Origin of the sequence: Saccharothrix espanaensis DSM 44229, assembly GCF_000328705.1 — a bacterium.
Lineage (GTDB): Bacteria > Actinomycetota > Actinomycetes > Mycobacteriales > Pseudonocardiaceae > Actinosynnema > Actinosynnema espanaense.
On sequence record NC_019673.1, the window covers coordinates 7,567,074 to 7,589,788 of the forward strand.

The following is a 22,715-nucleotide window of genomic DNA, read 5'->3' on the forward strand; positions in this document are numbered from 1 at the left end:
GCGCACGTGTGCGCACCCCCTCAGTCGCGGCGGTCACGGCCTCGCCGCGACTCGGGTGATCGACGTCACCCGGCAGTGGTCGTCCGCCACCGCAGGACGGTCGCGGTGGCCGCGGCGACCAGCCCGCCGAGCACCATGACGGCGGCGGGCGAGGTCGCGTCCACCACGACGCCGCCCGCCAGCGCCCCCAGCGACAGGGTGGCCTGGAACGAGGAGGTGAACACCACCGAGGCCGCCTCGGGCGCGTCCGGCGCGGCCCGTGCGAACCAGGTCTGCGAGCACACCGGGACCGCGCCGTAAGCCAGGCCCCACACCACGAGCAGCACCACCGCCCCGGCGTCCGTCCCGCCGGCGACCGGCAGCAGCAGGGTGGCGCACGCCAGCAGGCCGATCGCCGCCGGGAACGTGCCGGGCCGGTGCGCCCGCGCGCCCGCCAGGAAGTTCCCGACCACCCCGGCCGCGCCGTAGACGAGCAGGAACGCGGTGATCGCGGCCGGGCTCGCACCGGTGACCTCGCGCAGGAACGGCGTGACGTAGGTGTAGGTGCCGAAGTGCGCGAGCACCACCAGGAACGTGACCGCCAGACCGGCCCGGACGGCGTTGCGCCCCACCAGCTCCCGCACCACCGCGAGCCGGGTCGCGCGCTGCGCGGGCAACGGCGGCAGGAACACCGCCAAGGCCACCAGCACACCGAGCGCCACCACACCCGTGGCCACGAACGCCGCCCGCCACCCCCACAGGTCGCCGAGGAACGTCCCGGCGGGCACGCCCAGCACCGACCCCAACGGCACCGCCGAGAACACCACGGCCGTCGCGGTGCCGACCTTCTCGGGTGTAGCGGTCCCGGGCGCGACCAGCCGCCCGGCGAGTCCGGCCGCGATCGACCAGAACCCGCCGATCACCAGCCCCACCAGGAACCGCGACACCAGCACCACCCAGAACGCGGGCGCGAACGCGGCCAGGAAGGCCGCCACCGCCAGCAGCAGGACCAAGCCGCACAACGTCGCCCGGCGGTCCAGCCGGCCCGCGGTGGCGGTGACGACGGGCGCGGCGACCGCCGCGACGAGTCCGGGCGTGGTCATCATCAGCCCGGCGGTGCCGGTGGACACGCCGAACTCGGCGGCCATCGGGCCGAGCAGGCCGATCGGCAGGATCTCGGTGGTGACGACGGCGAAGATCCCGGTGGTGACCGCGCCGATCGCGGGCCAGGACCGGTAGCGGTCCGGAGTGGACGCCGGGGTGGGGGCTGGTGTGGACACCGGCCCAGCCCACCAGCCGACCACCGCCCCGGTCTGGCGGAAACGCGACGGTCACGTCCGCACCGCCCGGCTCAGGCCCAGGCCCAGGCCCGGTCCCGGTCCCGGTCCCAGACTCAGTCTCAGGCGGCGAGGACGGTGGCCGCCATGCCGATCAGCGCCGTGCCGCAGAGCCGTTCGAAGACCGGCTGCACCTTCGGCCGGCTCAACAACCGGGCCAACCGGCCCGCCAGCGGCACCACGCACGTCCAGAACGCGGCGAACACGCCGACCGTGACGGCCGAGAGCAGGGCCGCCTGCGGCAGCGGCGGGGCGGTCGGGTCCATCGCCTGCGGGATGAGGCTCAGGAACGTCAGCATCACCTTGGGGTTGAGCAGGTCGCACAGGACCCCGCGCAGGAACACCGACTTGTGCGACGGCGGGGCGACCGCGTTGACCGTGCGGCGGGAGCGCAGCGTCATCACGCCCAGGTAGAGCAGGTAGACCGCGCCGACCGCCTTCACCGCCCACAGGGCCGCCGGCGCGGCGGCCACGAGCGCGGACAGGCCGAGCGTGGCGAGGATCCCGTGCACGACCAGCCCGGTCACCACGCCCAGTGCGGTCAGCGCGCCCAGCCGCACGCTGCGCACGGCGTTCCCGGTGACCAGGACGAAGTCCGGGCCGGGGACGATCGTGATCACCACGAGCGCCAGCAGGAAAGAGGTCCAGGCGATGTGCACGGCCGGATCTTCCGGTCGAAGTTCGGCCCGCCACCAGGACTTCAGTACAGTGTTCGGTTGTGAGTGGAGTAGCCGAACTGGATTCGGTCGACTGGCGCATCCTGGAGGAGTTGCAGAACGACGCCACGCTGCCCAACCGGACCCTCGCCGACCTGGTCGGACTCGCGCCGTCGACGTGTCTGCAACGGGTCCGCCGGCTGCGCGAACTCGGTGTGATCACGGGGTTCCACGCGGTGGTCGACCCGAGGCTGACCGGCCTGCCGCTGGAGGCCGTGGTGTCGGTCAACGTCCGCCCGCACACCCGGCCCGTGGTGGCCGCGTTCCGGGCCTACGTGATGGCCCAGCCGGAGACCCGCTCGCTGTTCCACGTCAGCGGTCAGGCGGACTTCCTGGTGCACATCGCGGTCGCGGACAGCACGCACCTCCAGGCGTTCCTGGTGGACAAGATCGCGTCGCGCACCGAGGTCCGGAACCTGACCAGCTCGGTCGTGCTGGAACGGGTGGAGACCCGGGCCCTCACCCCGCCGACCGACCAGCGCCCCACCCACCGCCGCCGACGCGTCCCCTGACCCGTAACGGCCTCGTGCCAGGACCGCCGTCAGGAGAGGGTCGCGGTGGCGAGCAGCCTCGCCCCCAGCTCGGCCGCCTCGGCGTCGTCGGTGTTCGACAGCACGACGACCGACACCCCGAGCTGTTCGCGAATCGCGCTGAACGCCTCGAACCCCGGCACCACGCCCGTCGCGACGACCTCCTCCCGGGGCGAGGCGTTGAGGAAGACCGCGCCGTAACCCTGCGTGGCGACGCCGGTGAACGGGCCGTTCGACGCGTTGGTCAGCCGGAGCCGCGCCTCCACCTCGCCGAACAGCGGCTTGCCGGTGATCAGGAAAGCGTTCCACCGGTTCAAGTCCGCCGCCGTGGTGGTCAGCGCGCGGTCCGCGTACCGGGCCGGCGCGGGGGCCGCGACGCCGTTCGGTCCGGTGTGGCCCACGGCACGTCCGGCCGGGTCGCTCCGGTCCCACTCGGTCGAGGTGGCGGTCATGCCGAGCGGGTCGAGGACGGTGGTCTTCACGTACTCCCCGTAAGGCTTGGACGTGAGTTTCTCGATCAGCGCGCCCAGCACGACGTAGTTCGCGGCGCTGCGCTTCCACTTCCCGGGAACCTGCTCCAGGGGCTTGCGCTGCAGGTACTCGACGAGCTGGAGGTGGGAGAGCCCCTGCGAGTCGAGCGCCGCCGACTCCTCGGGACCCAGCGCGAGGTAGTCCGGCAGACCCGACGTGTGGAGCAACAACTGCTCCACCGTGATCGGCTGCCACGCGGGCACGCAGGTCGGCAGGTGGCGGCACACCGGGTCGGTCAGCGCCAGCCGCTTCTTGGCCTGCAACGCGAGCACGACGAACGCCGTCACCTGCTCGGTCACCCCACCGACCCGGAACCGGGTGTCGACGGTGTTCTTGCGCGATCCCGCGACATCCGCCATCCCGTACGCCTCGGACAACAGCCGCTCGCCGTTGCGGCGGATGTCCACGACGCCGCGGAACCCGTCCCGCTTCAGCTGCTCGTGGTGCTCGTTGAGCCGCTGCCCCAGGTTGGCCTCCGCCGCGCTCGGCTGCTCGATCGTGCTGCGGGAGCACGCCGGGAGCAGCAGCACCAGGCAGACCAACACCCACGGCGCACGACGCCGTCCCCCCATGCCCCACCCCTTGCTCGTGCCGACGTGCCGAGTCGAACAGCGGTGGGACGCAGCCGGGCGGGAAGTTGTTCCGCCACCCTCGGCCCGTTCTCCGTCACGCTGCGCGATCGTGCCCGGACGGACAAGCCGGGCCGCCGGGCCGCCCGTTAGCGTGCGGGGTATGCAGCCTGACGAGTTCCGCCGGATCGGCCACGAGGTGATCGACTGGATCGCCGACTACCGCGAACGGGTCGGCGACCTGCCGGTGCGTTCCCAGGTCGAGCCCGGCTGGGTGAGGTCACAGCTCGCCCCGATCCCCGAGCAGGGCGAGGGTTTCGCCGGCCTGCTCGCCGACCTGGACCGGGTGGTGGTGCCGGGCACGACCCACTGGCAGCACCCCGGCTTCTACGCGTACTTCCCCTCCAACGCCTCGCTGCCGTCCGTGCTGGGCGACCTGCTGTCGTCCGGGCTGGGGGTGCAGGGGATGCTGTGGTCCACGTCCCCCGCGTGCACCGAGGTGGAGCAGCACCTGATGGACGAACTGGTGGGCGCGATGGGCCTGCCGGAGCGCTTCACCGGCGGCGGGGTCATCCAGGACACCGCCTCCAGCGCGGCACTGGTCGCCATGCTCGCCGCACTGCACCGGGGTTCGGACAAGTGGCGGCAGTCCGGTGTGGACGGTGACGAGACGGTGTACGTGTCGTCCCAGACGCATTCGTCGATCGAACGCGCCGCCCGCCTGGCGGGCCTGGGCGAGGAGTCCGTCCGGTCGATCGGCGTGTCCCCCGCCACCCTGTCGATGGATGTCCAGGCCCTCACCGACCAGATACAGTCCGATGTGGACAGCGGCCGGCGACCGATCCTGGTGTGCGCCACCATCGGCACCACGGGCACGGGCGCGGTGGACCCGGTGCGCGAGATCGCGGAAGTCTGCGCGCGCCACGGGATCTGGCTGCACGTGGACGCCGCGTGGGCCGGCCCGGCGGCGCTGTGCCCGGAGCAGCGGCACCTGTTCGACGGCCTGGAGCACGCGGATTCGTTCTGCGCCAACGCCCACAAGTGGATGCTGACCGCGTTCGACCTGTCGCTGTTCTGGACGGCGCACCCGGACGTGCTGGTCGACGCGCTGACCATCCTGCCGGAGTACCTGCGCAACAGCGCGACGGAGTCGGGCGCGGTGGTCGACTACCGGGACTGGCAGATCCCCCTGGGGCGCCGGTTCCGGGCGCTGAAGCTGTGGTCGATGTTGCGCTGGTACGGGCTGGAGGGCGTCCGGGCGCACCTGCGCGGCCACGTGGAACTCGCCGGGCTGCTGGAGTCGTGGGTGGAAGCGGACGAGAGGTGGGAGCTGGTGGTGCCGAGGTCGCTGTCGTTGGTCACCCTCGCCCACGTCGACGGCGACGACGCCACCCGCGCGGCGATGGACGCCGTGAACGCCGAAGGCAGCGCCTTCCTGACCCACACGGTCGTGAACGGCCGCTTCGCGATCAGGGTGGCGATCGGCGCGGAAGCAACCCGGGAACACCACGTACGCGCCATGTGGGACGCCCTGCGGTCCGCCTGACGCACCGGGACGTTCCACTGGAGAACGTCTCGGTGGTGGCCGGCGACACCGACTCCAGCCTCTGCACCGGGTATGGCACGGCGGCCAGCCGGGCAGCGGCGGTAGGCGGGGCAGCGGCGGTCGGCGGGGCGGCGGTCGGCAGGGCGGCGGTGCTCAACGCGGCGACCCAGTTGCGATTGCGAGCCGGGGTGGCCCCCACTGGCTCTACGCGACCGGTCCGGTCCTGGCGGGTTCCCCGCGCGAGCGGGGGCCCGCCCTCACGGCAGGACGCGCAGCAGTCCTTCCTGGACCACCGTCGCCACCAGCCGGCCGTCCTGGGCGTAGAACCGGCCCGTCGCCAGCCCACGGGCCCCGGACGCCGACGGGGACTCGCAGTCGTACAGGAACCACTCGTCGGCGCGGAACCTGCGGTGGAACCACATCGCGTGGTCGAGGCTCGCCCCGAGGACCTTGTCCGTGCCCCAGTACACCCCGTGTCGCACGAGGACCGAGTCCAGCAGGGTCAGGTCCGACGCGTACGCCAGCACGCACACGTGCAGCAGGTCGTCGTCCGGCAGCGTGCCGCCCGCCCGCATCCACACCTGGCTGCGCGCCTCGCCCGGCCCGTCCTCCCGGGCGCGCCACGGCGGTTCGGTCACGTAGCGGAGGTCGATCGGCCTGGGCAGCTTCGCCATGCCGACCTTCTCCAGGTACCCGGCCGCCGACTCCGCGTAGGTCGGCAGCGTCTCCGGCGCGGGCACGTCGGGCATCGCCTCGAAGTGGTCCATGCCGGACTCGTCGAGCTGGAACGACGCGGACAGCGTGAAGATCGCCTTGCCGTGCTGGACGGCCACCACGCGCCGGGTGGTGAACGACCGGCCGTCGCGGATCCGGTCCACCTCGTACACGATCGGGACCGTCGGGTCGCCGCCCCGGATGAAGTACGAGTGCAGCGAGTGCACCCGGCGCTCCGCCGGCACGGTCCGGCCGGCCGCCACGAGGGCCTGGCCCGCCACCTGGCCGCCGAACACCCTCATCGGCGACTCCGCCGGCGACACGCCCCGGAAGATGTTCTCCTCGATGCGCTCCAGGTCCAGCAGCGCCACCAGGCGGTCGAGCACGGGCTGCCCGTGCGGAACGCCGTCGGTGTCCAGCGGGAGGTCCGCGTACCCGGCGGCAGCGGCGGCGCGGGCGGCCTCTGTCACGTCCTACCCCTAAGCGTGGTCGTCCTCTCCGAGCCGGTGCACCCGGATGAGGTTGGTCGAGCCGATGGTGCCAGGCGGGGAGCCCGCCACGACGACGACCAGGTCACCGGGCTGGTACCGGCCGATGTGCAGCATCGACACGTCCACCTGGCGGACCATCCCGTCCGTCGAGTCCACCTTAGGCACCAGGAACGTCTCGGTGCCCCACGTGAGAGCAAGCTGACTGCGCACGCTCTGCTCGGGTGTGAACGCCAGCAGCGGCAGGTGCGTGTGCAGCCGGGCCAGCCGGCGCACCGTGTCACCCGACTGGGTGAACGCGACCAGGGCCTTGGCGTTGAGCCGCTCGCCGATGTCGCGGGCCGCGTAGGAGATCACGCCCCGCTTGGTGCGCGGCACGTGGGTCAGCGGCGGGACCTGCGTGGACTCGGTCTCCACGGCCTCGATGATCCGGCCCATGGTCTTGACCGACTCGATCGCGTACCGGCCGACCGACGTCTCGCCGGAGAGCATCAGCGCGTCCGCGCCGTCGAGCACGGCGTTGGCCACGTCCGAGGTCTCGGCGCGGGTCGGCCGCGAGTTCTGGATCATCGAGTCGAGCATCTGGGTGGCGACGATCACCGGCTTGGCGTTCTCGCGGGCGATCTGGATCGCGCGCTTCTGCACCAGCGGCACGTGCTCCAGCGGCAGTTCCACGCCCAGGTCGCCGCGGGCGACCATGACGCCGTCGAACGCCAGCACGATCGCCTCGAGGTTGTCGACCGCCTCCGGCTTCTCGATCTTGGCGATGACCGGGCGGCGGCCGTGGCCGACGCGGTCCATCACCTGGTGCACCAGGTCGATGTCGGCCGGGGAGCGCACGAAGGACAGCGCGATGAAGTCCACGCCCAGGTTGAGGGCGAACTCCAGGTCGTCGATGTCCTTTTCGGACAGCGCCGGCACGGAGACGTCCATGCCCGGCAGCGAGAGGCCCTTGTTGTTGCTGACCGGGCCGCCCTCGGTGACCTCGCACACCACGTCGGGGCCCTCGATGTCGGTGACGACCAGGCCGACCTTGCCGTCGTCCACCAGCAGCCGGTCGCCGACCTTGGCGTCCTTGGACAGCTCCTTGTACGTGGTGGACACCCGGTCGTGGGTGCCCTCGACGTCCTCGACGGTCACCCGGACGACGTCACCGGTGCGCCACTCGACGGGGCCGTGGGCGAACCGGCCGAGCCGGATCTTGGGGCCCTGGAGGTCGGCCAGGATGCCGACCGCGCGCCCGCTCTCGTCCGAGGCGGCGCGGACGAGGTCGTAGACCTGCTTGTGGTCGGCATGACTGCCGTGGCTGAAATTCATCCGGGCCACGTCCATACCGGCCGCCACCAACTCGTTGACCTTGTCCTCGGTCGCGGTGGCGGGGCCCATCGTACAGACGATCTTCGCGCGTCGACTCACGTTCCGAGAGCCTAGTCCCTGGCACTGGACCGATCAGGATGTACCGGGAAGTAATCTGCCGGAACCGGGCACAATCGGGCTCGTGAGCCGCAGAATCCTTCCGTTCGTGACCGCTGTGTTGCTCAGCGTCATCGTCCTGTTCACCCCTCAGTCAGGTGTCCCGGACTCGCCCGCGGGCACCGACAAGGTGGTGCACGTCCTGCTGTTCGCGCTGCTCGCGGGCACCGGCCTGTGGGCCCGGCTGCCGCTGGTCCCGCTGCTCACGGCCCTGGTGGCCTACGCCGCGGTGTCCGAGGTGCTGCAGTGGCTGATCACCCCGCTCGGCCGCGGCGGGGACGTGCTGGACGGCCTGGTGGACGTCGCCGGCGTCGCGCTGGGCTGGCTGGTGGCGCGGCTCGCGCTCAGCGGAAGCCGACCTCGCTGACACCGATGTGGTCGGCGCACCAGTCCACGAACGGGTCGGCCTCGCGCCACGCCCGGCGCACCCGGTCCAGGCAGCCCGGCTCGTGCAGGACGTCGTCCGGCGGCCAGCTGCGCGCCACGAACAGCCGCTTGTGCCTGAGCAGCCCGATCCGGGGGTGCTCGGGGTCGAACCCGCGCGGGGCGCGCTTGAGCTGGTCGCCGCGCACCTCCCAGCCGCCCTTGGTCAGCTTCGCCAGGATCTTCTCCAACGCCCGGCCGCGCACGTCGTCGGCGACCGATTCGCGGTAGCGGGCGATCTGGTCGGAGGCCATGAAGAACGACCCGGCGCCGACGTACAACCCCTCCGTGCCGATCTGGACGTAGTGCGCGCCGCCGCCCCGCCCCAGCTCGACCACGCCGCCGCAGTGGGTCTTGTACGGCGTCTTGTCCTTGCTGAACCGGACGTCCCGGTAGGGCCGGAACACCTTGCCCTTGCCGAACTCCGGCTCCAGCACGGCGAGCAGCGCCTCCATCGGCGCGCGCACGTCGGACTGGTAGGTGTGCTTGTGATCGTCCCAGTAGGCCTTCGAGTTGTCGCCCTCCAGCCCGTCGAAGAAGTCGATGGCGTACTCGCCGAAGCCGGTGAATTCCACGGCGTACAGCTTACGGCCGCCGGCGCGACGCCTCGGTCGCGTGGAATAACCGCCTGGTGACAGGGCGTGCATAATCGGCGCGTGGGTAGGAAATCGGCGCTGGCCGGCTGGCTGCACGAACTCGACGCTCAGGACATCCGGGACATCCTCGCGCTGCGCAAGGACGCGGCGGACACCCATCCCCACTCGTTGCGCGGGCTCGCCGACGAGCTGACCGCCCCGGCCTCGCTCAAGCGGGCCGTGGACGGGCTCGACCGCGCGTGCCGTGACGTGCTGGACGCGGTGCTGCGATTAGGCGCGGACGCGAGCCCCGACAGCGTCGCGGAAACGTTGCGCTGCAACGGCAAGTCGTCCCGCGCGGAACTCAGGCGGGCGCTGGAGCGGTTGCGCGCGCACGCCCTGGTGTGGCCGGCCGGCGACCGGCTGCGGGCGGCGACCGGGCTGCGACCGGCCGAGGGCGACCCGCCCCGGCGGATCACGCCGCCACCGCGCGCGCCGCGCCGGACCGGGCAGCACAAGGGGTTCGCCGACCGCGCGGCCATCCACCCCGCGACGTCCACTGTGGACGGGATAACCAGGCTGGTCGAGCTCTGTGACAACGATGTCGTCACCACCCGCGGCGGGGTCGGCGTGCGCGAGCTGCGCCGGATCGCGGGCGCGCTGCGGGCCGACGAGACGCGCACCCGGCTGTGGCTGGAACTGGCCGTGGAGGCGCGGCTGCTCGCGGTCGCCGACCAGGACCGGCGGGTGCTGCCCACGACCAGGTCGGACGACTGGCGCGGCGCGTCGCCCGCGGACCGGCTCGCGGCGCTGGCCGGCGCGTGGCCGCGGATGACGTGGACGCCCGCGAAGCCGCGCCCGGCGCTGGCCGAGCAGTCATCGGAGCACGGCGACACGACCCGGCGGGGCGTGCTGGAGCAGTACGCCGGGCTGGCCGAGGACGAGGCGTTCGAGCACCGCCACGAGGTGGTCGCGGAGCTGGTGTGGGCGCGGCCCGCCGCGCACAGCCCGCAGGCCACCGAGGCCGCGCTGGTCGAGGCGGAGACGATCGGGCTGGTGGCGCTGGGCGCGCTGACCGCGCTGGGCCGGGCCGTGCTGACCGGCGACGAGTCGCGGGCGGCGGCCGGGTTCGTGCCGCCCGCGGCGGACCGGGCGCACCTGAGACCCGACCTGACGGCGGTGGCGGCGGGGCTGCCCGGCCGGGAGCTGAGCGCGGCGCTGGACCTGGTGGCGGACCCGGCGGCGGGCGGCTGGCGGTTCACCGGGGCGAGCGTGCGGCGGGCGCTGGACGCCGGGCACACCCCGGACGAGGTGCTCGCCCGGCTGGCCGAGGTGGCCGAGCACGGCGTGCCGCAGACGCTGGAGCGGCTGGTCCGCGAGGTGGCCCGGCGGCACGGCCAGGTCACCGTGACGGCGGTGGCGTGCTGCGTGCGCGCCGACGACCCGAACCTGGTCGGCGAGATCGTCCGGCACCGGTCGCTGGCCGCGCTCGACCTGCACCGGCTGGGCCCGACCGTGCTCGCGTCGGCCAGGCCCGCCGACGAGACGCTGGCCCTGCTGCGCGCCGCCGGCTACGCGCCCGCCGCGGCCGGCCCGGACGGCAGCCCGGTGGTCGAACGGGTGCCGCGCCGCCGGGTCGAGCCGGCGGGCCGCAAGATCGGGTCGTGGCGGCCGTGGCGGGCCCCGCTGACCGACCAGGAGCTCAACCGGCTCGCGCTGGCCCTGGTGGAACGGGAGCGGCCACGCCCGAAGCTCGTGCCGCCGCGCGCGGAGTCGCGGCGGATGGGCGCGGTCCGGCTGCTGCGCGACCAGTCGCTGGTGCTGCGCGACACCGAGGTGGTGCTGCTGGCCGAGGCGCTGGTGACCGGGACGAGCGTCGAGATCGACGTGGCCTGCGGCCCGCGCGCGACGAGCCGGCACGTGATCACGCCGGTCGACCACGCGGCGGGCAACCTGACCGCGAAGGACGAGACCGGCGAGTCGCACGAGTTCCCGGTCGGCCACATCCGGTCGGTCCGGCAGCCGCGCACGCCCGTCACACCTCCAGCACGTATTCGCTGAGACCCGCGACGGTGCGGCTCTGGAGTTCGAGCCGCATTGTCACGGACTGTCACGCGCTTTCCGGGTTGGTGTTGTTCTGCACGTACTCCAAGAGCGGCATCCCGGCGCGGACAGGTTTGCGGTGACGACCCGGTTTACGCACATAATCGGCGAGAGCGAGCGAACCTCCCTCCCGGCCCAGCAATTCCGCGACGGTGATCTGACTCGACACCGAAGTGACCATTTCGTCCGACTGACCGAAGACCAGGTGTTCACCTTCTTGGATGGCGGCTGCACGGAGTGCGAATCCGTACTCGTGCACCTGGGGAAAGTGCTTCCCCAACGCGTTGAGCAGTCTTCGGCTGGGAACTCGCCGGCCCGCGACAACCTCGTTCAACTCAGTCATCAACCCCTCGCCTCCGGCGAGCCTGATGCGTCCCTGGGGCCCGCTCAGGTCGGTCGCAAGCGCCCGGAGGTACACCGCGAGCCAGGCTGTCCGCGGAGTTCTGCGGGTCGGCACGTTCGCCTGGAGCAGGCCCCACAGCGCAAGCGGCATGGCTGCGAGACAGTGCTCACCACTCCTCGAAGCCCATGGGCTGCCCATGGGTACGACAACGTGGGCGACAACCGCCGCGAGATGTTGCGACAACTCGGTGATCTGCCCTTTCAGGCCCTGATGCTCACCGGCAAGCTGTTCGTTGAGCGCCTGCTGGGCATCGGTGTCACACCGAGCGCTTTCCAGGTCGGCCCGCACCTCGTCGAGGCGGCTCCGTGCCGTGCTCATCGCCGATTCCAGCCGCTTCACCTTCAGCACTTCGCCGCGATACCGGTCCTCAGCCAGCCCGAGTTGTCGGCCGAGGTTGTCGATCCGCTTCTCGCGTTCCAGCAACTCGACTTCCAGAGCGTCGGCCCGCGCCAGCGCCTCGGTGAGCTTTTCCTGGTAGATGCGCATCCGGGTGGCGTCGTCAGGCGCGAGCGCGGGATCGACCAACTCGCCGCGAACGAGCTCACCGCGTTCGATCCTGCCGGTGTGCCCCGGGGGTTCGCGCCCTTCGGCCTGCCACCACAGCCCCGCCATCTTGGCGAGTACGGACTCCCGATCCACGACCGGCACCGCTTGCTCGACCAACCACGCGACGGTCTCCCAGTCGGGTACTCGTTCCGCAGACCTCCCGAGGAACTTGCTCACCTTGCTCGCCGCGCTGCGCACGCGCGCCAAGTCGGCCGGATCGCCGACCGCCCACCTCGGCGAGCCTCCGTCCTGCGCCATTGCTGCTCGGATCATGTCGACGACACCACCGAACCTGTGGCAGATAAGCTCGATCAACCAGAGTTGCAGCCGACGTCCTTCACCACCCAACGACGGCTTGGTGAAGTCTTCGACCCGTTGCGGCAACGGACGGCCGGACCTCCTGGCGCCGGCCCGCTCACCAACAGGCCCCAATTGACCCTCCCAGTTCTCGAGGACAATGCGACAACCCGGCGAGAATCCGGGATTGTCGTCGCACCGCAGTTCAGCGGGTTGTCGTACTTGCCCGGCAATTCTGCCGCATGATCTCCTCTTTTGGAAATCGCCGCGCCGTTGCGACGAAGTGACCCGAGGCACCCACACCGTTCCATTGACGACAAGCCCGGTCCGGACTTCCGGACACCGGCTATTCCTGGAGGATGTTCGAGAATGCCTGTTCTGGCCGGGTCCGGGCTCGCACTGACACTCGGACTCGTCGTCATCATGACAGTTGCCGCGATGGTCGCGATGTACACGAAAGACCGGGAACGGCGAACCGCAGCCTTGACCGTCCTGCGACTGCTGCTACGCCGCAGACCTGATGATGCAGACCGCACCTCTGATCCGTCGACCTCACCACACACGACTGCGTCGGATGACCGCGCTCCGAACCGCCGGGCGAGACGACGTGGCAGGCGCAGGCGTCGCAGACCTCCGGCGTAGGTGCTTGGGGAGAGTTGTCACGACACTATTCGACGACAACTCCCCAAGGCCGACTGGTTCACAACCTCGCACCCACAGCCCTTGGCTGCGCCCGGAACCGACCTGGCCGCGCCCGACCGACGGACTCTCAGACGACGAACTCCCAGTCCGGGTGGTCGATAACGGGTTGCGGTTGCTCAGGATCGCGGCGATCGCGGCGTTGCGGTGCAATTCGTGCTGGCACACCTGGTCTGCGCGGTGCCAGGAGGCGAGTTCCGCGACCCGCCGGTCGTCCACGATGCAGGGGTAGCGGACCAGTGGGTACAGCGCCGCCCGGCGCGGGCGGCTTCCGCGGCGACGTCGGACCGGATCAGGTCCTCCGGGTCGAGGGCCACGCCGGAGTGCAGGCTGTGCAGCTTCCGGTCCGGGTGCAGGTCCACCCACGGGTACACCATTCGGGACGAGCGGAACGCCAGCCGTCGCAGGTGCGCGCGCACCAGCGACTCGTGCAACGCCTACCGGGTGGGCACGGCCACGTCCGCGTAGTACCGGTCCCGCGCGGCCGGGTCGTAGTAGACACCTCCCGGCCGATGTCGAGGTTCACCGGCGCCGTCCGGAGTTCGGCGTCGGTTCGACCAGCACCGGGTGCGCGGGCAGGTCCGCGTCGGGATCGACCGCAACGACGGTAAGTCCAGCGCCGAGTCGCCGAGGAAGAACACCTCCGGCCGCAACGGGCCCCGCCCGCGGTCGAACTCCACCGAACCCACCGTGGCCTCCGTCGCGCCGGGTAGCACGTGGTGCGCGGTGAGCAACAACGCCGGGGCGATCAAAACCCCCCGCGTCCACGACGGTGTTGCGCCCGATGACCTGTTCCAGGTCCAGTTCCTGGCTGCCGGATCCCGTGCCGCCGCAACGCGTTCGAGCGCGGTGGCTAACTGCAAGCCCACCCCGAGCCGGTCCAGCCGGCGGGTGATCCGGTCCGGCGCGTCGGCGTGCAGGACTCCCCGGTCCTGCCATGACGCAGGGACGGCGGCCTGCCCATGGATTTCGACCAGTACCGCGCGGAGATGGTCCACCCGGACCGGGCTCGTCGCGCAACCCCCTGCGGTCCCGGGCCGCGCTGTCCGAAGTGGACCATGGAGCGGGTCCTGCGCCACGTGGGCGCGGGATTGCGCGGGGTGACCGGAATCACCGGCCTCGAGCGGGGACGGGGCCCGCCTCACCGTATAGCCGACCAGGGGGCTTGCGGCAAGGCCCGGGGCACGCAGCAGAATCGTCGCCGGCGAGCCGGACCGGCTCCACTCGGCGGACTGCGGGGGATCCCGATGCGCGTAGTGCTGTCCACGATCGGATCGCGTGGCGAGGTCGAACCGGTGACGGGCCTGGCCCTGCGGTTGCGCGAGTCGGGCGCGGAGGTCCGGGTGTGCGCCCCACCGGACTTCGGCGACCGCTTGACCGACCTCGGGTTCGCGTTCACGCCGGTGGGCCCCGAGGTGAACGGGACGGCGACCGCGCCGCCTCCCACCCCGGCGCAGGTGCGCGAGGCGACCGCCGAGACCGTGCGGGCCCAGTTCGAGGCGATCAGCGAGGCGGCCCGGGGAAGTGACGCGCTGCTGGGCGCGGGCGGCCGGCAGATCGCCGCGCACTCGATCGCCGAATCGCTGGGAATCCACTACGTCTACGCGGCCTTCTGCGCGGTGACGCTCCCGTCCCCGCACCACCCGCCGCTGATCATGCCCGAAGTGGTGGTGGCCGGCGAGGCGCCGCCCGACGAGGCGACCGGCAACGCGGAGCGCTGGGCGGCCGACGCGCAGCGCTGGAACTCCCTGTTCGCCGAGGCCCTCAACACCCACCGGGACGCCCGCGACCTGTCCCCGGTGGACGACGTGCGCGGGCACGTGGTCACCGACCGGCCGTGGCTGGCCGCCGACCAGGTGCTGGGCCCGTGGCCGGAGCCGGGCGGGGTGTTCCAGACCGGCGCGTGGACCGTGCCGGACGACCGCCCGCTGCCGGCCGGGGTGGAGGACTTCCTCCGGGCCGGCGAGCCGCCGGTGTACTTCGGGTTCGGCAGCACGCCCGCAACGCCGGAACTCGGCGCTGCCGTCGTGGCGGCGGCCCGCGCGGTGGGGCGGCGGGCGATCGTGGCCGGTGGCTGGGCCGGTCTGACGCCCGACGAGGGCACCCTGCCGATCGGCGAGACGAACCACCAGGCGCTGTTTCCCCGGGTGGCGGCGGTGGTGCACCACGGCGGTGCCGGCACGACCGCGGCGGCGGCACGGGCGGGCGTGCCGCAGGTCGTGGTGCCGCGCAGGTACGACCAGCCCTACTGGGCGCGACGGGTCGTGGCCCTGGGGATCGGGACCGAGGGCACGTCCGACTCGGTGGCGACGGCCCTGGCGCGGGCGCTGAGCCCGGTGACGGTCGGACGGGCAGCGGCCCTCGCGCCCGAGGTGCGCACGGACGGAACGCTCGCCGCCACGTGCCGCCTGCTCTCCCTGCCGACCACCTGACCCGGGACAACGCGCCGCGCGCACCGACCTCAGTCGAGGACGGCGGTGGCCTCGACCTCGACCAGGTGCTCGGGCACGTCCAGCGCCGCGACGCCGATCAGCGTGGCCGGTGGCGTCGGCGTGAACCCGAGCGCCGCGCCCGCCCGCGCGATCCCGTCCAGCAGCAGGGGCATCTTCGCCGGCGTCCAGTCGACCACGTACGCGGTCAGCCTCACCACGTCGTGGAACGACGCGCCGGCCGCCGCCAGGGCGGTGCCGACGTTGAGGTAGCACCGTTCGACCTGCGCGGCCAGGTCGCCCGCGGCGACCGTGACGCCGTCGGCGTCCCAGGCGACCTGGCCGGCGACGAAGACCAGCCGCGACCCGGTCGCGACCGCCACCTGCCGGTAGGCGTCGACCTGCGGCAGCCCGTCGGGGTCCATCAGCGTGATGGCCATGTCACGTGCCTCCCCTTGCTCTCTTGTGGTTACCGGGTAACCGTAGGAGAGTGTGTGCTGACGTGGAAGAACGCACTTTTCGGTGACTGGGGAACCTCGTGGTGACCAAGCAGTACAACGGCTCGGCCGACGAAGCCGACCTCCGGCGCGCGGACTCGCTGGCCCGCGAGATCTTCTCCGACGTGGCCACCAAGTGGGCGCTGCTGATCATCGAGGCGCTCGGCGGCGGCACCCTGCGGTTCACCGGGCTGCGCGACCAGGTCGAGGGGATCAGCCACAAGATGCTCACCCAGAACCTGCGCATGCTGGAGCGCAACGGCCTGGTCGAGCGGGTCGTGCACCCCACCGTGCCGCCGTGCGTCGAGTACACGCTCACCGAGCCCGGGGCGGCGCTGCGCCGCACGGTCGACACGATGTGCGACTGGACCCACCGCTACCTCGGCGACATCGAGGACTCACGCCGCCGCTTCGACGCCTGAGAGCCCCGCCGGCGACGACCGGCGGGGCTCCGCGAACCCACTACGACGCTCAGACGACCGCGAGCGGCAACTGGTTGGGAATCACCGGCGACGGCAGGTCCGACGAGCCGGTCAGGAAGCTGTCGACCGCGTGGGCCACCGAGCGGCCCTCCGCGATCGCCCACACCACCAGCGACGCACCCCGGTGCGCGTCACCGCAGACGAACACGCCCGGCGCCTGCGTCTGCCAGTCCGAGCCGCACGAGATCGTGCCGCGCGCGGTCAGCTCGATGCCCAGCCCGCCCAGCAGCGGCAGGTGCTCGACGCCCTCGAAACCGATCGCCAGCAGCACCAGGTCCGCGGGCAGCACCTCGACCTCCTCCGACGTCGGCACCACCGCGCGCCGCCCGGACGCGTCCTTCTCCACCCGCACCTTGCGCAGCCGGATCTGCTTGACGTGCCCGTGCTCGTCGCCGACGAACTCCTCCACCGCCACCGCGAACTTCCGCTCGCCGGCCTCCTCGTGCGCCGGGTAGGTGCGCAGGATCCACGGCCACACCGGCCACGGCGAGCGCTCGTCGTCACGCCGGGACGGCGGCTGCGGGTACTGGTCGAGCTGCACCACCGAGGCCGCGCCCTGGCGGGTCGCGGTGCCGTAGCAGTCCGCCCCGGTGTCGCCGCCACCGATGATCACCACGTGCTTGCCGGCCGCGTCGACCGCGGGCGGGCCGTCGCCCTCGCAGGCCCGGTTCGCGGGCACCAGGTGGTCCATCGCCAGGTGCACGCCGGCCAGCCGGCGGCCGGGCGTCGAGGTGTCGTCACGGCCGCGCAGCGCGCCCACCGCGAGCACCACGGCGTCGAACCGCGACCGCAGCTCCGCCACCGTCAGGTCCACGCCGACCTCGCAGCCGGTGACGAACTTCGTGCCCTCCTTGCGGAGCTGCGCGAGCCGCCGGTCCAGAACCTTCTTCTCCAGCTTGAACTCGGGGATGCCGTACCGCAGCAGGCCGCCCAACCGGTCGTCGCGCTCGTAGACGGTCACCTCGTGGCCGGCCCGGGTGAGCTGCTGGGCCGCCGCGAGCCCGGCCGGGCCGGAGCCCACCACGGCGACCCGCTTGCCGGAGGTGACCTGCGCCTGGCTCGGCTGGACCAGGCCCTGCTCCCAGGACACGTCCGCGATGGCCTGCTCGACCCGCTTGATCGCGACCGCGCCGCCGCCGTCGTGGCTGATCGCCAGCACGCACGCCGCCTCGCACGGCGCGGGGCACAGCCGGCCGGTGAACTCGGGGAAGTTGTTGGTGGCGTGCAGGCGGTCCGACGCCTGGCCCCAGTCGCCCCGGCGCACCAGGTCGTTCCACTCCGGGATCAGGTTGCCCAGCGGGCAGCCGGCCGAACCCGAGTGGCAGAACGGGATGCCGCAGTCCATGCAGCGCGACGCCTGGGTGCGGACCTGCTTGTCGCGGGTGTCGGCGCCGAGGTCGAGGTAGACCTCGCCCCAGTCGCCCAGCCGCTCGTCGGCCGGGCGCTTCTTCGCGTCGGCGCGGTCGTGCTTGAGGAAACCGTACGGGTCAGCCACGGGAGGCCTCCATGATCGCCTGGTCGACGTCCCTGCCTTCCGCGCGGGCGAGCCTCATCGCTTCGAGCACGCGCTGGTAGTCACCGGGCATGACCTTGGTGAACGACGCGGACCGCCGGGGCCAGTCGCCGAGCAGCGACGCGGCCACGGCCGATCCGGTGAGCTGGTGGTGGCGTTCGACGACCTCGCGCAGCCAGCGCAGGTCGTCGCCGCCGGGGCGCTGCAACTCGACCATCGCCGGGTTCACCGACGCCGGGTCGAGGTCGAGCACGTAGGCGATGCCGCCGGACATGCCGGCCGCCAGGTTGCGCCCGGTCGGCCCGAGCACCACGGCCCGGCCGCCGGTCATGTACTCGAACGCGTGGTCGCCCACGCCCTCGGCCACCGCGAGCGCGCCGGAGTTGCGCACGCAGAACCGCTCCCCGACGCGTCCGCGCAGGAAGATCTCGCCGGAGGTCGCGCCGTAGCCGATCACGTTGCCCGCGATCACCTGCCGCTCGGCGGCGAACGGGGCGTCCGGGTGCGGGCGCACCACGATCCGACCGCCGGACAACCCCTTGCCCACGTAGTCGTTCGCGTCGCCGACCATCTCCAGCGTGACGCCGCGCGGCAGGAACGCGCCCAGCGACTGGCCGGCCGAGCCGGTGAACGTCACGTGGATCGTGTCGTCGGGCAGGCCGTCGCCGCCGAACCGGCGGGTCACCTCCGCGCCGAGCAGCGTGCCGACCGTGCGGTTCACGTTGCGCAGCGGCAGTTCCAGCCGCACCGGGTGCGCGTCCTCCAGCGCCGCCTCGGAGAGCTGGATGAGCGTGCGGTCCAGCGCCCGCGCCAGGCCGTGGTCCTGCTCGCGGACCCGGCGCTTGGCCGTGCGGTACGGGGTCTCGGGCACCTCGAACACCGGCGTCAGGTCCAGGCCGTTGGCCTTCCAGTGCTCGATGGCGTCGTTGGTCTCCAGCAGCCCGGCCTGGCCGACGGCCTCGTCGATGGTGCGGAAACCCAGTGCCGCCAGGTGTTCGCGGACCTCCTGGGCGACGAACTCGAAGAAGTTCACCACGTGCTCGACCTGCCCGGTGAACCGCGCGCGCAGCTGCGGGTTCTGGGTGGCCACGCCGACCGGGCAGGTGTCGAGGTGGCAGACCCGCATCATCACGCAGCCGGCGACGATCAGCGGCGCGGTGGCGAAGCCGAACTCCTCGGCACCGAGCAGCGCGGCCACCACGACGTCGCGGCCGGTGCGCAGCGCACCGTCCACCTGCACCGTGATCCGGTCGCGCAAACCGTTGAGCAGCAACGTCTGCTGGGTCTCGGCCAGGCCGATCTCCCACGGCGTGCCGGCGTGCTTGAGCGAGTTCAGCGGCGACGCGCCGGTGCCGCCGTCGTGGCCGGAGATCAGCACCACGTCGGCGTGCGCCTTGGCCACGCCCGCCGCGACCGTGCCCACGCCGACCTCGCTGACCAGCTTGACGTGCACGCGGGCCCGCTCGTTGGCGTTCTTCAGGTCGTGGATGAGCTGGGCCAGGTCCTCGATGGAGTAGATGTCGTGGTGCGGCGGCGGGGAGATCAGGCCCACGCCCGGCGTCGAGTGCCGGGTCCGCGCGATCCACGGGTACACCTTGTAGCCGGGCAGTTGCCCGCCCTCGCCGGGCTTCGCGCCCTGCGCCATCTTGATCTGGATGTCGGTGGCGTTGACCAGGTACTCGCTGGTGACCCCGAACCGGCCGGAGGCCACCTGCTTGACCGCCGAGCGGCGCTCGGCGTCGTAGAGGCGCTCCGGGTCCTCGCCGCCCTCGCCGCTGTTGGACCGGCCGCCGAGCCGGTTCATCGCGATGGCCAGCGTCTCGTGCGCCTCGGCGGAGATCGAGCCGTAGGACATCGCGCCGGTGTTGAACCGCTTGACGATCGAGCTCACCGGCTCGACCTCGTCGATCGGGACCGGCGCGCGGTCGGTCTTGAACGAGAACAGGCCGCGCAGCGTGCCGCCCTGCCGGGCCAGCCGCTCGACCTCCTCGGTGTAGTTCCGGTAGACCTCCTGCCGGCCGGTCTTCGTCGCGTGCTGGAGCAGGAAGACCGTCTCCGGCGAGAACAGGTGCAGCTCGCCCTCGCGGCGGTAGGAGTACTCGCCGCCGTCCTCCAGCCGGCGGTGCACGCGGTCGGTCGGGTTGTCCGGGTACGCGCGGCGGTGGCGCAGCGCGACCTCCTCGGCCAGCACGTCGAGCCCCGCGCCGCCGAGCTTGGACACCGTGCCGGTGAAGTACTCGTCCAGCAGGTCGTGCGACAGGCCGACGGCCTCGAAGACCTGGGCGGCGGTGTACGCGCCGACCGTCGAGATGCCCATCTTGGACATGATCTTCAAGGTGCCCTTGACCAGCGCCGAGACGTAGTTGCGGACCGCCTTGCGCGGCTCGATGCCGGTGATCGCGCCCTGTGAGATCAGGTCCTCGATGGTCTCGAACGCCAGGTACGGGTTGACCGCCGCCGCGCCGTAGCTCAGCAGCGCCGCGATGTGGTGCACCTCGCGGGCGTCACCGGTCTCCACGACCAGCGCGACGCGCAGCCGCTCCTTGGTGCGCACCAGGTGGTGGTGCACCGCGGAGACCAGCAGCAGCGACGGGATCGGGGCCGACCGGTGGTCGGAGTCGCGGTCGGAGAGCACCAGGATGCGCGCGCCGGCCGCGATCGCCTCGGACGCCTCGCGGCGGACCCGCTCCACGGCCTGCCGCAGCGCCTCGCCGCCACCGTCCACTTCATACAGTCCACTCAGGACGGTGCAGGCGAAGCCGGGCAGGTCGCCGTCGTCGTTGACGTGGATGAGCTTGGCCAGCTCGTCGTTGTCGATCACCGGGTAGGTGAGCTTGATGTGCCGGCAGCTCACCGGGCCGGGCTCCAGCAGGTTCTGCTCCGGGCCCATCACCCGCGCGACCGAGGTGACGATCTCCTCCCGGATCGCGTCCAGCGGCGGGTTGGTCACCTGGGCGAAGGTCTGCGCGAAGTAGTCGTAGAGCAGCCGGGAGCGCTGCGACAGCGCGGCCACCGGGGTGTCGGTGCCCATCGAGCCCAGCGGCTCCATGCCGCCGACGGCCATCGGGCCGAGCAGGATGCGCAGCTCCTCCTCGGTGTAGCCGAAGGTGAGCTGGCGACGCACCACGGACTCGTGGCTCTGCACCACGTGCTCGCGGTCGGCGAGGTCGGCCAGCTCCAGCAGGCCCGCGTGCAGCCACTCGTCGTAGGGCAGGTCGTCGGCCAGGCCGGACTTGATCTCGTCGTCGTCCACCAGCCGGCCCTGCTCGGTGTCCACCAGGAACATCCGGCCGGGCTGGAGGCGGCCCTTGGCCACCACCTGGTCGGGCGCGACGTCGAGCACGCCGGTCTCGGAGGCCAGCACCACCCGGCCGTCGGCGGTCTGCCACCAGCGGGCCGGGCGCAGCCCGTTGCGGTCGAGCACCGCGCCGACCAGCGTGCCGTCGGTGAACGTGACGCAGGCCGGGCCGTCCCACGGCTCCATCAGCGAGGCGTGGAACTCGTAGAACGCGCGCCGCTTCGGGTCCATCGAGACGTGGTTCTCCCACGCCTCCGGGATCATCATCAGCACCGCGTGCGGCAGCGACCGGCCACCCAGGTGCAGCAGCTCCAGCACCTCGTCGAACGAGGCCGAGTCCGAGCCCTCGGGGTGGCAGATCGGGAACAGCCGGGTCAGGTCGCCGGGGATCAGGTCGCTGGTGAGCAGCGCCTCGCGGGCCCGCATCCGGTTCCGGTTGCCGCGCACGGTGTTGATCTCGCCGTTGTGGGCCACGTACCGGAACGGGTGGGCCAGCGGCCACGACGGGAACGTGTTGGTGGAGAAGCGGGAGTGCACCAGGGCGATGGCGCTGGCCAGCCGCCCGTCGCGCAGGTCCGGGAAGAACGCCGGGAGCTGGCCGGTGGTCAGCATCCCCTTGTAGACCAGGGTGCGCGCGGACAGCGACGGGAAGTAGGTGCCGACCTGCGCGGCGACCGTCTCGTGCTCGACCCGCTTGCGCAGCGCGAAGGTGACCCGGTCGAGGTCCACACCGGACCGGTCGCCGTTCTCGGCGGCCACGAAGAGCATCGCGAAGTGCGGCATGACCGAGCGCGCGGTTGGGCCCACGTCGGCCGCGTCCGGGTCGACGGGCACGTCGCGCCAGCCCAGCACGCGCAGCCCCTCCTCCTCGGCGATCCGCTCCGCAAGCGCTTGCGCCTTGGCCCGCTCCTCGTCGTCGGCGGGCAGGAACGCGATGCCGGCGGCGTACTCGCCGAGGCCGGGGAGCGCGAAGTCCACAGCGGACCGGAGGAACTCGTCGGGCAGCTGCACGAGGATGCCCGCGCCGTCACCGCTGGTCGGTTCGGCCCCGGCCGCGCCTCGGTGCTCCAGGTTGGCCAACGCGGTCAACGCGTCGACCACGATGGCGTGCGACCGCCGCCCCTTGATGTCGGCGACCATCGCCACACCACAGGCGTCACGTTCCGCACGGGGGTCGTAAAGACCCTGTGCGGACGGGATGGCGGAGAAGATCACTGCGCAGACCTCCTTCGTCGTCCTTCGAAAAGACGAGTCCTCGTGTCCAGTTCCTGGGAATCCGGCTGCTGGGCACGGGACGACGATGGCCCGCGTGTTGACGCGACTTTAACAGCCGCGAAACCAGGAGACACCATCCATCGGGTGATCCCAGCCGTTGACGCGTAACGATTCAGATGGGCGGAGCGACCCTGAGGCCGACCTCGTCACGCGGTGTCGAGCATATCGGACCCGCGCACGACGTGCGCGCCCGTGAGAGCTTGCCGACACCCACCCCCCGTGACCACATTGCCCCAGGTCGGAGCATGTTCACCCGGTCGTGTGACGACGCCGACCGGAGGGGCGGACCTGC

17 protein-coding genes are annotated in these 22,715 nt (G+C 72.1%); 6 read left to right on the top strand and 11 right to left on the bottom strand.

All coding sequences use genetic code 11. From position 1 onward, the window contains the following. Positions 1 to 65 precede the first annotated feature (65 nt). Together BN6_RS32865 and BN6_RS32870 are read right to left on the bottom strand one after the other, a co-directional pair. Positions 66 to 1,259 carry an MFS transporter gene (locus BN6_RS32865; RefSeq protein ID WP_051076070.1) on the bottom strand — a complete coding sequence of 398 codons (1,194 nt, stop codon included), beginning with the start codon at positions 1,257 to 1,259 and terminating at the stop codon, positions 66 to 68. Positions 1,260 to 1,378: 119 nt separating this feature from the next. Continuing rightward, a complete protein-coding gene (locus tag BN6_RS32870) occupies positions 1,379 to 1,975 on the bottom strand; it encodes a LysE family translocator (RefSeq protein ID WP_015104165.1) in 597 nt (198 codons plus the stop codon). Between the two features lie 59 nt (positions 1,976 to 2,034). Here BN6_RS32870 and BN6_RS32875 point away from each other — a divergent pair, with 59 nt between their 5' ends. Next, positions 2,035 to 2,544 (top strand): Lrp/AsnC family transcriptional regulator, encoded by a 510-nt coding sequence (locus tag BN6_RS32875; protein ID WP_015104166.1) that lies wholly within the window; start codon positions 2,035 to 2,037, stop codon positions 2,542 to 2,544. A gap of 29 nt (positions 2,545 to 2,573) precedes the next feature. Here BN6_RS32875 and BN6_RS32880 read toward each other — a convergent pair whose 3' ends face one another. Next, entirely contained in the window at positions 2,574 to 3,665 is a 1,092-nt protein-coding gene (locus BN6_RS32880) for a serine hydrolase domain-containing protein (protein ID WP_015104167.1), read from the bottom strand. Positions 3,666 to 3,825: 160 nt separating this feature from the next. Between BN6_RS32880 and BN6_RS32885 the strand changes: the two genes are divergently transcribed. After that, positions 3,826 to 5,208 carry a pyridoxal phosphate-dependent decarboxylase family protein gene (locus BN6_RS32885; RefSeq protein ID WP_015104168.1) on the top strand — a complete coding sequence of 461 codons (1,383 nt, stop codon included), beginning with the start codon at positions 3,826 to 3,828 and terminating at the stop codon, positions 5,206 to 5,208. 257 nt (positions 5,209 to 5,465) lie between these two features. Here the strand turns inward: BN6_RS32885 and tesB are convergent, their stop codons facing one another. Further along, positions 5,466 to 6,392, bottom strand: a complete 927-nt coding sequence (tesB, locus tag BN6_RS32890) for an acyl-CoA thioesterase II (RefSeq protein WP_015104169.1) — start codon at positions 6,390 to 6,392, stop codon at positions 5,466 to 5,468. Positions 6,393 to 6,401: 9 nt separating this feature from the next. Further along, on the bottom strand, positions 6,402 to 7,826 hold the full coding sequence (pyk, locus tag BN6_RS32895) for a pyruvate kinase (protein WP_015104170.1): 1,425 nt from the start codon (positions 7,824 to 7,826) through the stop codon (positions 6,402 to 6,404). A 106-nt stretch (positions 7,827 to 7,932) separates the two neighbouring features. Between pyk and BN6_RS32900 the strand changes: the two genes are divergently transcribed. Further along, positions 7,933 to 8,250, top strand: a complete 318-nt coding sequence (locus BN6_RS32900; RefSeq protein ID WP_231904816.1) for a VanZ family protein — start codon at positions 7,933 to 7,935, stop codon at positions 8,248 to 8,250. Here the strand turns inward: BN6_RS32900 and BN6_RS32905 are convergent. Beyond that, positions 8,228 to 8,881, bottom strand: coding sequence for a DUF2461 domain-containing protein (locus BN6_RS32905; RefSeq protein WP_015104172.1), 654 nt, complete (start codon positions 8,879 to 8,881; stop codon positions 8,228 to 8,230). The two genes, BN6_RS32900 and BN6_RS32905, sit on opposite strands and share 23 nt — an antisense overlap. A gap of 81 nt (positions 8,882 to 8,962) precedes the next feature. Between BN6_RS32905 and BN6_RS42655 the strand changes: the two genes are divergently transcribed. Beyond that, a complete protein-coding gene (locus BN6_RS42655; RefSeq protein WP_051075826.1) occupies positions 8,963 to 10,942 on the top strand; it encodes a helicase-associated domain-containing protein in 1,980 nt (659 codons plus the stop codon). 49 nt (positions 10,943 to 10,991) lie between these two features. On the opposite strand, the gene BN6_RS32915 is transcribed toward BN6_RS42655, so the two are convergent. Together BN6_RS32915 and BN6_RS32925 are read right to left on the bottom strand one after the other, a co-directional pair. After that, entirely contained in the window at positions 10,992 to 12,317 is a 1,326-nt protein-coding gene (locus BN6_RS32915) for a conjugative transfer relaxase/helicase family protein (protein WP_148303116.1), read from the bottom strand. 1,049 nt (positions 12,318 to 13,366) lie between these two features. Beyond that, entirely contained in the window at positions 13,367 to 13,609 is a 243-nt protein-coding gene (locus BN6_RS32925; protein WP_148303117.1) for a hypothetical protein, read from the bottom strand. Positions 13,610 to 14,176: 567 nt separating this feature from the next. On the opposite strand from BN6_RS32925, the gene BN6_RS32930 reads away from it, so the two are divergent. Continuing rightward, positions 14,177 to 15,361: a glycosyltransferase gene (locus tag BN6_RS32930; RefSeq protein WP_015104176.1), complete on the top strand. Its 1,185-nt coding sequence runs from the start codon at positions 14,177 to 14,179 to the stop codon at positions 15,359 to 15,361. Between the two features lie 29 nt (positions 15,362 to 15,390). Here BN6_RS32930 and BN6_RS32935 read toward each other — a convergent pair whose 3' ends face one another. Next, entirely contained in the window at positions 15,391 to 15,798 is a 408-nt protein-coding gene (locus BN6_RS32935; protein ID WP_015104177.1) for a RidA family protein, read from the bottom strand. Between the two features lie 98 nt (positions 15,799 to 15,896). On the opposite strand from BN6_RS32935, the gene BN6_RS32940 reads away from it, so the two are divergent. Continuing rightward, the gene (locus BN6_RS32940; protein ID WP_015104178.1) at positions 15,897 to 16,277 is read left to right on the top strand and encodes a winged helix-turn-helix transcriptional regulator; all 381 of its coding nucleotides are present in this window, start codon (positions 15,897 to 15,899) and stop codon (positions 16,275 to 16,277) included. 49 nt (positions 16,278 to 16,326) lie between these two features. Here BN6_RS32940 and BN6_RS32945 read toward each other — a convergent pair whose 3' ends face one another. Beyond that, entirely contained in the window at positions 16,327 to 17,832 is a 1,506-nt protein-coding gene (locus BN6_RS32945; RefSeq protein WP_015104179.1) for a glutamate synthase subunit beta, read from the bottom strand. Beyond that, positions 17,825 to 22,363, bottom strand: a complete 4,539-nt coding sequence (gltB, locus tag BN6_RS32950) for a glutamate synthase large subunit (protein WP_015104180.1) — start codon at positions 22,361 to 22,363, stop codon at positions 17,825 to 17,827. Before gltB ends, BN6_RS32945 begins: the two co-directional genes overlap by 8 nt. Between the last annotated feature and the right edge of the window lie 352 nt (positions 22,364 to 22,715).

Excerpts from the sequence above, each read along its gene's own strand:
- BN6_RS32880 (WP_015104167.1), bottom strand. The coding sequence starts at position 3,665 with ATGGGGGGACGGCGTCGTGCGCCGTGGGTGTTGGTCTGCCTGGTGCTG.
- BN6_RS32885 (WP_015104168.1), top strand. The coding sequence starts at position 3,826 with ATGCAGCCTGACGAGTTCCGCCGGATCGGCCACGAGGTGATCGACTGG.
- BN6_RS32930 (WP_015104176.1), top strand. The coding sequence starts at position 14,177 with ATGCGCGTAGTGCTGTCCACGATCGGATCGCGTGGCGAGGTCGAACCG.
- BN6_RS32935 (WP_015104177.1), bottom strand. The coding sequence starts at position 15,798 with ATGGCCATCACGCTGATGGACCCCGACGGGCTGCCGCAGGTCGACGCC.